The organism is Galactobacter sp. (assembly GCF_022712295.1).
Classification (GTDB): domain Bacteria; phylum Actinomycetota; class Actinomycetes; order Actinomycetales; family Micrococcaceae; genus Galactobacter.
On sequence record NZ_JALAGT010000143.1, the window covers coordinates 1 to 11,261 of the forward strand.

11 protein-coding genes are annotated in these 11,261 nt (G+C 65.5%); 5 read left to right on the forward strand and 6 right to left on the reverse strand.

All coding sequences use genetic code 11. The annotated features are described in order from the left end of the window. Positions 1-47: 47 nt before the first annotated feature. Positions 48-866, reverse strand: coding sequence for a sulfite exporter TauE/SafE family protein (locus Q0A15_RS10655; protein ID WP_291279506.1), 819 nt, complete (start codon positions 864-866; stop codon positions 48-50). A gap of 85 nt (positions 867-951) precedes the next feature. Between Q0A15_RS10655 and Q0A15_RS10660 the strand changes: the two genes are divergently transcribed. Next, the gene (locus Q0A15_RS10660; protein WP_291279507.1) at positions 952-2,409 is read left to right on the forward strand and encodes a GuaB1 family IMP dehydrogenase-related protein; all 1,458 of its coding nucleotides are present in this window, start codon (positions 952-954) and stop codon (positions 2,407-2,409) included. A gap of 174 nt (positions 2,410-2,583) precedes the next feature. Next, on the forward strand, positions 2,584-3,594 hold the full coding sequence (locus Q0A15_RS10665; protein ID WP_291279508.1) for a serine hydrolase: 1,011 nt from the start codon (positions 2,584-2,586) through the stop codon (positions 3,592-3,594). Between the two features lie 31 nt (positions 3,595-3,625). Here the strand turns inward: Q0A15_RS10665 and Q0A15_RS10670 are convergent, their stop codons facing one another. From Q0A15_RS10670 to Q0A15_RS10690, 5 genes are all read right to left on the reverse strand, one after another. Then, on the reverse strand, positions 3,626-3,898 hold the full coding sequence (locus tag Q0A15_RS10670) for an acylphosphatase (RefSeq protein WP_291279509.1): 273 nt from the start codon (positions 3,896-3,898) through the stop codon (positions 3,626-3,628). Between the two features lie 315 nt (positions 3,899-4,213). Continuing rightward, positions 4,214-4,573: an Lsr2 family protein gene (locus Q0A15_RS10675; protein ID WP_291279510.1), complete on the reverse strand. Its 360-nt coding sequence runs from the start codon at positions 4,571-4,573 to the stop codon at positions 4,214-4,216. Positions 4,574-4,757: 184 nt separating this feature from the next. After that, positions 4,758-5,789, reverse strand: a complete 1,032-nt coding sequence (locus tag Q0A15_RS10680) for a bile acid:sodium symporter (RefSeq protein ID WP_291279511.1) — start codon at positions 5,787-5,789, stop codon at positions 4,758-4,760. Continuing rightward, positions 5,786-6,943, reverse strand: coding sequence for a proline racemase family protein (locus Q0A15_RS10685; RefSeq protein ID WP_291279512.1), 1,158 nt, complete (start codon positions 6,941-6,943; stop codon positions 5,786-5,788). The genes Q0A15_RS10680 and Q0A15_RS10685 overlap by 4 nt, the downstream gene beginning before the upstream one ends. A gap of 151 nt (positions 6,944-7,094) precedes the next feature. After that, positions 7,095-8,006 (reverse strand): LysR substrate-binding domain-containing protein, encoded by a 912-nt coding sequence (locus tag Q0A15_RS10690; protein WP_291279513.1) that lies wholly within the window; start codon positions 8,004-8,006, stop codon positions 7,095-7,097. Positions 8,007-8,150: 144 nt separating this feature from the next. On the opposite strand from Q0A15_RS10690, the gene Q0A15_RS10695 reads away from it, so the two are divergent. The 3 genes from Q0A15_RS10695 to Q0A15_RS10705 all read left to right on the forward strand — a co-directional run. Further along, complete coding sequence (locus Q0A15_RS10695; protein WP_291279514.1) at positions 8,151-9,209, forward strand: MBL fold metallo-hydrolase; 1,059 nt, start codon at positions 8,151-8,153, stop codon at positions 9,207-9,209. A 73-nt stretch (positions 9,210-9,282) separates the two neighbouring features. Beyond that, positions 9,283-9,888, forward strand: a complete 606-nt coding sequence (locus Q0A15_RS10700) for a cupin domain-containing protein (RefSeq protein ID WP_291279515.1) — start codon at positions 9,283-9,285, stop codon at positions 9,886-9,888. A 156-nt stretch (positions 9,889-10,044) separates the two neighbouring features. Beyond that, positions 10,045-11,261: Na+/H+ antiporter NhaC family protein (locus tag Q0A15_RS10705; protein ID WP_291279516.1), on the forward strand; the 1,217-nt coding region annotated here is incomplete at its 3' end.

Here is an 11,261-nt window from a genome sequence, read left to right on the forward strand (position 1 = left end):
CCCGGGCCGCGGCCACCGGGGCCGTCGGGCATTGGGTAGCCGGGGGTTCAGGACTTCTTGCGGCCGGCACGGATGGCTTTCAAGGTCATCTGCGTTCCGATGACCACCAGGAAGCAGACGAAGAGGATGTTGCCCACCTTGGGGTCCACGACGTGGGCGGTGATGGTGCCGAGCGGGGCCAAGAGGCAGCCCGTACCACCGATGCAGGCGGCTGCCACCAGGTCCACATTGCCGCGGCGGAAGTTCGCGATGGTTCCGGAGAGCGACGTCGGGATCACCATCAGCAGCGAGGTTCCCTTGGCCACGAGGTCTGACACCCCGAAGGCCAGCATCAGCACCGGCATCACCACGATGCCGCCTCCCACGCCGATCAACCCGGACAGGACGCCGGTCAGCAGGCCGAGCAACAGCAGCCCCAGGACGCTGATCACGTTCCAGTCGAAGACCGCATCTCGCGAGGGCACCACCAGGAAGAGGCTGACGGCCACCACCACGAGGAAGGCCACGAAGATCCAGCGGAGGGTGGCCTCGTGCAGCTTGAAGAGCAGACGCACCCCGAGCTGCGCACCGATGATGGCGGCCGCCGCGATGACACCGGCCACGCCCCAATCCACGTCACCGCGGACGGCATAGGAGACCACACCCACGGCCGCCGTGACGATGATGGCGGCCGAACTGATCCCGGCCGCGGGACGGGCGGCGAAGCCCAGCATCAGCGTCAGCAGGGGCACGATCACCGTGCCGCCTCCCACGCCGAAGAGTCCCGAGAGAAAACCGGCAATGGCGCCGATGATCACGAAGACGATGATGTTGCGACGGCCATGGCGCGGCACGGGCTTGGGCAGCGGGGGAAGTTGGTCTGACACCGCATCACCGTATCAACGCTCCCGACCCGCGACACCCGATCGGGTACCTCCATGACGGTGGTGACCCGCGCCATAGAATCGACTCATGCGTTTCCTGGACGAGCCCCACGGCCACGACCTGACCTATTCCGACGTGTTCCTGGTGCCCTCACGCTCCGACGTCACCAGCCGATTCGGCACCGATCTGGCCCCGAACGACGGCACGCCGGCGCGGATTCCGTTGGTGTCCGCGAACATGAACGCAGTCACGGGGCCGCGGCTGGCCGCATCCTTGGCCCGCCGCGGTGGCTTGGGTGTACTCCCCCAGGACCTGCCACTGCACGAACTGGCCCAGGCGATCCGCTGGGTCAAGGATCAGCCGGTGGGCTTCGACACCGCCATCCAGTTGCCGGTCGACGCCACCGTGGCCGAGGCGCTCGGCTACGTACCGGCCAAGGCCGGGCACGGGATCGTCGTGCAGTCCCGGGAACCTGGACCGGATGGCTCCCCGCGAATCCTGGGCGCCGTCCCCGCCCAGCGTTTCGCCGACACCGCTCCTGCGCTGATGCTCTCCGAGTTCCTGGACGAGTCCGTCACCTCGCTGTCCGTGGAACAGACAGCGGATGCGCGCGCCGCGTTCGACACGCTCGTGGCCGCCGACCTGGACTTCGCTCCCGTCCGTGACGGCGAACGGGTCGTGGGAACCATCTCCCGCACCGGCGCACTGCGCTCCTCCATCTATCCAGCCGCCGTGGACGCGCACGGTCGCCTGGCCGTGGCCGCCGCCATCGGCATCAACGGCGATGTCGAGGCCAAGGCCCGCGCCCTCAAGGAGGCAGGCGCCGACGTCCTCGTGGTGGACACAGCGCACGGCCACCAGGAGGGAACCGTCCGCGCCGTCGCCACGGTGGCCGAACTGGATCTCGGCCTGCCCATCGTGGCAGGCAACGTCGTGACGCCGGAGGGCGTCAACGACCTCGTGGACGCCGGCGCCACCATCCTCAAGGTGGGCGTGGGCCCGGGCGCCATGTGCACCACCCGCATGATGACGGCCGTTGGACGCCCCCAGTTCTCCGCCGTACTGGACACCGCGGAGGCCGCCCGCGCCCACGGCGCCCACGTCTGGGCCGACGGCGGTGTCCGCTACCCCCGCGACGTCGCCCTCGCGCTGGCCGCAGGCGCGGCCTCCGTCATGATCGGCTCCTGGTTCACCGGCACCATCGAGGCTCCCGGCCGGGTCCTGTTCGACGACGCCGGCCGCGCCTACAAGGAGAACTGGGGCATGGCCTCCGCCCGCGCCGTCAACGACCGCTTCTCCCATCTGGACGCGTACGAGTTCGCCCGCAAGCAGCTGTTCGCCGAAGGGATCTCCTCCTCCACCATCTACCTGGACCCGTTGCGGCCCTCCGTGGAGGATCTCGTGGACATGATCACCTCAGGCGTACGTTCCTCCATGACCTACGCCGGCGCACACGATCTGACGGCCTTCCACGACCGTGCCGTGGTGGGTATCCAGTCCGCCGCCGGGTACGAGGAGGGCAAGGCGCTGCCGGTTTCCTGGTGATACGGGTTCCTAGCGATACGGGCCGGCGCCGACGCCGGGGACGGTGCCGATGACGGCTCGTGCTCCCTCGTGGCCTAGCGTGGAACGGGATGCGACCCCACCGGCCGGTGCCGACCGGTCGGTTGATTCCATCCCTGATCCACTTCTTCGAACTCTTTCCCCAAGGAGACCTGCGTGAGCATCACTGAGATTCTGGCCCATTCGCGGGTCCCGGGCGCCCAGATGATCCACCGCCGCGGCTCAGAGGTGGTCTCGGAGATCAACCACGGCCACCTCTCCGTTGCCACGACATCGGCGCCGGTCACCTCGGCTTCGGTGTTCCAGGCGGCCTCGCTGTCCAAGGTGGTGTTCTCGTATCTGACCTTGCGGGCCGTGGACTCCGGGCAGCTGGAGTTGGACACCCCGCTGAGCGCCTACTTCGACTCGCCGCGGACCCACGAATCCGAGGCCGCACGTGCCATCACCGCCCGTCAGGCGCTGAACCACACCACCGGCCTCCCCAACTGGGTGGACGGCGCGGGTACAGAGGATTCCGTACTCAACCCCCACGTCGCTCCAGGCACACGTTTCACCTATTCCGGCGACGGCTTCTTCCCGCTGCAGCAGACCCTGGAGGCGCTGGACGGGAGGCCATTGGAGCTCATGGCACAACAGGACCTGTTCTCCTCGTTCGGCATGGAGGATTCATCCTTCGTCTTCCGGGAGGCAGACGCTTCGCGAACCGCGGCCGGGCACGGAGCCGACGGCACGGGGACGGGGATCAGCCGTTTCCGGCGAGCCAACTCCGCCTTCACTTTGACGACCGCGGCGCGGGACTACTCGCGTTTCCTCGAGCTGGCGGTCTGCCACGGTGAGGGACTGCGGCCGGACACCCACGTGGCCTGGCTGAGCACCTCCTCCGATGCGCGGCTGACAACAGAGCGCAGCGAGGGCGAGACGCCGACCGTGACGTGGGGACTGGGTGTGGGTTTGGAAGCGAACCGGCACGGACCGGCCGTGTGGCATTGGGGCGACAACGGCAACCACCGGGCCTTCTTCGTCGCTGTCCCCGATCGCGACGAGTCCGTGGTGATGTTCTTCAACTCGGCCAACGGCCAGAAGGCGGCCGCGCCCATCCTTGAACGCGTGCTCCCCGGCCGACGCTTCGCGTCACTGGACTGGGTGGACGCCTACGACCGCGGCTGAGGTCACGTTCCCTCAGCTGAGGTCGCGGTCCTCAGGCCACGTGGAAACCGCCGCCGGCCACACCCTCGCCACGGTCCTGGACCTCCACACGGTCCACCGAGGCCGTGCGCGGACCATGCTGCAGCCAGTCGAGCATCGTCTCAACAACCGCAGCCTCCCCCACGAGTTCCGCCTGCACCGTACCGTCCAGCAGGTTCTTCACCCATCCGTCCAGCGCCAGTCGCTCTGCTTCCCGTGCCGTGGAGAAACGAAAACCCACTCCTTGAACAAGACCGTGAATCTTGACTCGTACTCGCACAATCATGGGGCCATGCTATTCACGTTCGCCGCGGAACAACACCACATCTGTCGCCACACCACGGCCCCACTGCAGCGCGTGTCCACATGCAGCACTCGACCCTTGACACGCAAAACTGCCCCCAATGCCACGCATTGAGGGCAGTTTTGTGAGCCCAAGAGGCCGAACCCCGGTTCGTGAGAACGTTCATCCATCGGATGAAACTATTCGCCGAATCGATCCCGCCTCGACAGGATCGCGAGGGCCGTCACCCACCGCCATGACGTAATAGTCACTCAAGTAGATAGCGGCGATGCCGCAAAACTACTAAGTAGAAATCACTCAGTGGGCGTCGTAGTATGCCTGCTTGACTTCCTCGGGGATGCGTCCACGTTCACCCAGGGTGGTCATGACACCCTGCGCGTTGCGGTACTCGACATTGTTGTCCTGAGCCCACTTGCGAATCGCAGCCATTTCATTGCTGTTGCTCGCTGCGGCTGCACGGCGGGGCCTGGAGGCTGCGGCCAGGCCGCGCACCTCTACAGCCTTCTCCAAGAACGGCGACAGGGCGTCGGCCAGCTTTTCGCGGCCGGCGGGGCCCAGGTCGATGCCGTAGGTCTTCCCACGGAAAGCGAACTGAACATTCTGTACGTCGTCAGTGGAACCATCCAGGTCATCCACGCGAGTCACGATCTCGGCCATGGCACTACTCCTCTCGAGAGACTACATTTTCCGGTTCGGACTTTATCAGATAAATATCCGCCCGTGCGAGTCGATTGCCATTTATCCACAGCCCACACTCAGGATGACAAATCATTCAACTGCTGATGTATCAGTGCTTCGACTCATCACCCCAACCACGCGAGGTTGCGCTCGGCCGACACACCTATACCTCGTTCCCCGATTCGACCGCTCCTCCACGCCTGTTCATCATTGCCGGCACGGCCCGGACCATGACCACCATCATCACCAGTTCCACCAGAGTTTGCGTGACCACGGCCACAACCACAACATTTCCCGAACCGACGTTTGCATCGCCCCATGAAAGCGCTAACGGCAACACCACCAACGAATTTCTTGTGACACCGGAAAACACCACGGCGATACGAGACGTCATCGGCAAGCCGATCCACCGGCCCACCACGAGGCCCGTCGCCACCATCACCACCGCGAATCCCACATAGACGGGGACCAAGACCAGCAACGATCGCCATCGCTGCGCCACCGCCCCACTATGGGCCGCGACCACCAACGCCAAGGTCAGCATCATGAGTGCCACCATGCACCGCTCGGCGACACTCATCACGGCAGCACCCACCTGACCACGTCGCCCGTCCCGAGCGGCCCACCACTGCGTGGCCCACGCCGCGGACAACGGCAGCAGGATCAGCCACACGAAGGCCCAGACAAAGGGGCCAAGCCGAATGGACTCCGTGCCGTCGGAACCCACGAACCACCACAACCACAGCGGCAGCAGGCACATCTGCGTCAGCATCAGCAGCGGAGACGAGGCCAGCAGGCGTTCACGGTCGCCGCCTGCCAGCCCGGTGAACACCATCACGTAGTCCACGCACGGACACACCAGCACCAGGACGGCCCCGGCCAGGAGGCCGGGATCGTTGGACACCAACCGCGTGCATATCCAGGCCACGGCCGGCCCGAGGACGAAGTTGACCGCCAGCAGCGTGATGAGGAAACGAGCATCCCGTACGGCGACTCCCAGTCGAGCGACCGGCACCGCAAGGAACGTCGCATAGATCAACAGGGCCAGGACCGGGTTCACGAACGCATCCGCCCAGCCACCGAGGCGAGGCAGCCCCACGCCGAGGAGCGCACCGACCACGATGGCGAGCAGGTACAGCGGAACCTGCCACCGTTCCATCCAGGCGGCCACGCCACCGGAGCGTTCGGCGCTCACCGGAGCACGAATCCGGGCACCAGCTCGTCCCACGGGTCCACCACGAACTCGTGGCGTCCCGTCAGATGCGCGGTACCGGTGACCTGCGGCGTCACCGTCGTTGTCTCGACGCCGTTCACGGTCACCGAACCGGTCTCCACGGCAAGCGCCGTGAAGTGTGATCCTACGATGGAGGCGTGCAGTAGCGTTTCCCCCTCACCCAGCACGCCACGAGCCGTGAGCGCGGCGACACGGGAACTGGTGCCGGAGCCGCACGGGGAGCGGTCCACCTCGCCGTCGGCGAAGATCGTGACGTTGCGTTGGTACACGTCCGCGCTGCTCTCGGCGGGCGCGGGGCCCAGGTCCTCGAAGAGGATGGTGCCGTAGATGCCACTGAGGCGATCGTCGAGGGGGTGCCGGGCCACTTCGGTGTCGTTGAGAGCCCATTTGATCTCGCGGCCCAGGCTGATGAGCTCGTGGTGATTGTCCGGGGTGATGGTGAGGCCCACGGTTGCTGCGTCGAGGTGGGCGTAGATCGCGCCCCCATAGACCACATCCACGGTGAGCTCGCCTCGGGAGGTGGTCACGGGGACGTCCTGCGCCAGGACGTACGAGGGGACGTTGACGAAGTCCACGTGCGTCACGCGCGGCGGCATGTCATGCCCGACGGCGGAGCCCGCCTCGGCGATGCCCGTCGCCTGCGGCGCGGCCTCGGTCGGTATCCGGGTTGCCTCCGTGTGGACGCGGGCGGTGACGCGTCCGGAGGGGACGTCGATCACGACGTCGGTGACGCCGCTGGGGTCTGGGCTGATGCGGCCGGATTCGATGGCCCAGGCTCCCAAGGCGATGGTGCCGTGGCCACAGGCGGTGGAGAAGCCGTCCTTGTGCCAGAAGAGCACTCCGAGGTCGGCGCCGGGTTCAGGGTCAACGAGGAATCCGCCGTACATGTCGGCGTGGCCACGGGGTTCGAAACAGAGGATCTCCCGGATGCGTTGGATCTCCGGGGAGGCGATCGCGCTCACGCGCTTGGTGGGGACATCCGCCCCGGCGGGTTCCATAGGGAGGGACTCCACGATCCGAAAGGGTTCACCGCCCGTGTGGTAGTCGGTGCAGACATAGGTCTCGAGGGCCGGGACGGAGGCGATGGGGTGAGTCACGTCGCTGGGGAAGGTCATGACTCCATGATGATGGTCAGCACCCCTGCCGGTCAGCATATTTACGCCAACCACATGCAATAGTTCAGGGCTCACCGCCAGCGCCCGGGGCGGATGGCGCTTTGGTCCGGTTCGGGGACCTGACCGATGCGTCGGTGCGGGCGAGCACCACTCAGGCGGTCTCCTGCGCGATCCGTTCCAAGACGGCGAGCGCCTCGTCCACCCTGCGTACCCGTCGTGACGTCGGTGCCGTCAACGCCACCACGGCGTTCTTCGGCAGAGCATCGGCCAGCGGCAGGTAGGCCACTTGCCGCCCGTCGAAGGCCTCGCCCGTGTGCGGCACGGAATTCACCACAGAAAAGGCGAGCCCGCGCGCCACCAGCCCGCGTATGGTCTCCGCAGAGGAGGACCGCCACGCGACCTCCGGCCGCTCACCCAAGTCCCCCAAGGCTTCCATCAACAGATCCTCGGTGGGCGGCAACAAGGGCATCACGGCCCGCATACCTGCCAGGTCACCGACGCGCACCGTTGTGTGCCCGGAGAGCACCAATGGATGATCTGCGGCGAGCATGGCGTGAGGCACCACGGGTGCAAGTCGATGCAGGTGGAGGTCATCACCGGCTTGCCGTGAATAGGCCAGGGCAATGTCGATGCGCCCCTCCCTCACGCCGTCCTGCAGGTGGATCGGAGTCCCCTCAGCCAACACCAGCTCTACATCCGGCCACACCCGCGTGAAGTGTTCCGCCAACGGCGGGAACATCCTGGCTGCCAGTTGCTGCGCGCAGCCCACGGTGAGACGACCACGCAGCTGCGTGGCGGCATCGGTGGCCACGTCGGTGGCCCTGTCCACGGCGTCGAGCACTTCCCTCACCTCTGCGGCGAAGGCGCGGCCGGCCGCCGTCGGCACCGCCCTCCGAGCTGGACCGTGCACCAGCAAGTCCACGCCCAGAGATTTCTCAAGGGCGGCGACGGCCTGGGATACCGTCCCCTGCGCCACAACTTCCGCCGCGGCCCCGCCGGCCACCGAGCCGTGCTCCACCGTGGCCAAGAAATACCTTGCCTGACGCAGCGTCCAATCCGCCATCGGACCACCTCATCAAATTTGTTGAAGATATACGTCAAGAACTTTCGCTATACCAATGATGTGCGTCAGGCCACACTTGTACAAGTCGAAGCCACCGGCCTCGCCGATTTCACCTCCCCGAAGCCATTCACCCGCAGGAGCCGCATGTCCTCCCCTACCGAGTTCACCTCCACCGAATCCGCCCCCAACGCGTCCGCCCCGGCACCACACATCGTCACCCTGGGGACCGCCGGAGGGCCCCGCTGGTGGATGGGACGAGACCCCGCACGTGCCGGAATCTCGACCGCCGTGGTGGTCGGTGATCGCTGGTATCTCGTGGACGTCGGCTACGGATCCGGACGCCAGATCGGGCAGGCAGGTCTGGACCTGGACCGGCCGGGCGGCGCGTTCATCACCCACCTGCATTCCGACCACACCATCGACCTTCCCTCGGTCATGATCTTTGGGCTCTACGAGCTGCTGGGAGAACGCGGCGGCACGCGCATCCCGGTCTACGGGCCTGGAGATCGTGGGATGCTGCCTCCGGTGTCTCCCCGCGCGATCACCCCTCCGAGGCCCGCGGCTCCCGAGAATCCGACGCCCGGAGTCACGGGGCTCATGGAGGGCATCGTGGCGGCCTATGCCACGGACTTGAATGACCGCATCATGGACTCCCTGCGTCCCGGCCCGCTGCAGCTGTTCGAACCGCGCGACATCGCTCTGCCAGAGGACATCGGCTACCACCCCAACGAGAACCCGACGCCGACGATGGAGCCGTTCACGATCTTCGAGGACGACCTCGTGAAGGTCACCGCTATCTTGGTGGCGCACCCTCCCATCGCGCCGGCCTTCGCCTTCCGCTTCGACACGGCTGGCGGGTCGGTCACCATCTCCGGCGACACCTGCGAACACGCCAACACCGCACGCCTGGCACAGGGCTCGGACCTCCTGCTTCATGAGGCCATCGACTTCGACTGGGTGGAGGAAACCTACGAGGGCGCCCCCACCGAGGGTGCGCTCGCGGCTCGCGACCACCACTACAAGTCCCACACATCCGTGCAGGGTGCCTGCAGCATCGCGGACCAGGCCGGCGTGGGTCGCCTGGCTCTGCACCACATCGTCCCCGGACACGCCGACGACTCGGTGTGGGCCGTGGGCAACGACCTCCTCCCGGGACGATTCCTGGTGCCGAACGACCTGGACGTCCTCCCCCTCAGGCCGTAGCCCACGCCCGACGTCCGAGTACCGAGTTTGAGACCGCATTCGCGCTCGCTTGTGCAGCCCGTTGCCATCATGCATGTCACGGAGACTGTCGCGCCGGCGCCGGCACCGGCAAAGCCCAGCCCTGTGCGAAGATGACCATGTGCTCGGAGAACGAATTCGTCAGCGACGTAAAGATCTTGGCCTGACAGCGCAGGCCCTGGCCAGTGATGCAGGGATCTCTGCAGCGCAGATCAGTCAGATCGAACGCGGCCATTCCGATCCAAGCCTCGAGTCCCTCCGGCGCATCGCCAAGTCGTTGGCGATCCCGCTGTTCGATCTTTTCACCGACCAGGAGAATGAGACCGTAAAGGTGGTCCGCGAGGATCGCCGTATGAAGATCCGCTCCCCGCACGGGGAGATCATGTATCAGCGGATTTCTCCGGCCGGAGGCAGGCTGGAAATGCTCGCCGGGGAACTGGCTCCCGGTGGTCACTCCAGCCAGAAACCGTGGAGTCACGCCCCAAGCGAAGAATGCGTGCTCGTGACCCAAGGTGAGTTGACCCTCGAGGTCGACGGCGAAGACCATCTCCTGGCGGCGGGGGACAGCGCCTATTTCGCCTCCAGTCGTCCCCACCGTTTCCTGAACCGCACAAAGGAAACCGTGCGGTTCATACTTTCGGTGTCCCCACCCAGCTACTGAGTACGAGACTCTGCCGGTACTGCATCGAGCGAAACCTATCCTCAAACGCAAGTTTCTTCATCTCTATTGAAGTCGAGTTCAGTCTGAGTTAACTTTGGTGTGCGCACGCTCTGTGCCACACGCCACATCCGGCGTCACCGAACCAAAGGTTTGCTCATGACAGAACGGGACACCCCCACCCTGACGTTCCGGGTCGGACTCTTCGGAGCCTTCATCGCCCCCATCATCTTCGTCATCTCCACGATCTTGTTCTTTGTGGTCTTCCGCGCGTTCGACATGAATGCGTTGACTGCGGCCGCACTCGTCGGCCTCTTCGTCGCCGCGATGTTCGCTCGCAACTACTCACACTTCTGGGACTCTGCGTTCAGGGGAGTCGCCTCCCCAACATCGGTCACCCTGATCATGCTGCTGTTCTCGATCGGCCTGACCTCCTCCATGATCAAGGCCAGCGGCATCTCGGAGGGCTTCATCTGGCTCTCCCTCTCCACCGGTGTCCACGGCGGGCTCTTTATCGCCATCACGTTCGCGGCCGTCTGTGCCATCGCCATGGCCACAGCATCTTCCCTTGGCACCATGTTCACAGCGTTCCCGATCTTCTACCCTGCCGGTGTGATCCTCGGCGCCGATCCTGCTCTGCTGGCCGGCGCCATCCTCTCGGGCGCGCTCTTCGGGGACAACCTGGCCCCGATCTCCGACTCCACGGTCATCTCCTCCACCACTCAGCGCTATCGCACCAAGCAGGGCACCGCCGAGGTTCCGGGTGTCGTGGGGCAGCGCGTGAAGTACTCTCTTCCCACCGCCGCCATAGCCTTCCTGCTCTTCCTCGGAATCGGCTCCCTGGTCTCCCCCGGTTCCGATGCAGTCTCCAACGTGCAGACCTCCGACTACTCAGCTCGAGGGCTGTGGATGATCGTTGCTGTGGTCGTTCTGCTCGCAACCGCTATCCTCACCCGCAATATTTTCAAGGCGGTCGCGGCCGGACTCGTCAGCGGTACCGTGGTCGGTTTGCTATCCGGTTGCCTCAGACCTCATAACATCGTCGGTGTCGAGGACGACCAGATAACAGGTTTCTTCATTGACGGCGTGGCGGGGATCCTGCCGATCATCGGTTTGAACATCGGTATCTTTGCGATGCTCGGCATCCTGGAGCATGCAGGCGTCATGGACAGGCTCGTGGGAGCCATCATGAACAGCGGTTGGATCACCACGCCACGCCGCGCGGAACTGGCCATCCAGACTGGAACACTTGCCACCACCGCACTCTTCGCAGGCGTGAATGGCCCGTCCATGCTGGTCTTCGGGCCCATCGCAGACCGGATCGGCGCCAAAGTCGGACTGCACCCATATCGCCGCGCCAACGTCATGGACTGCAC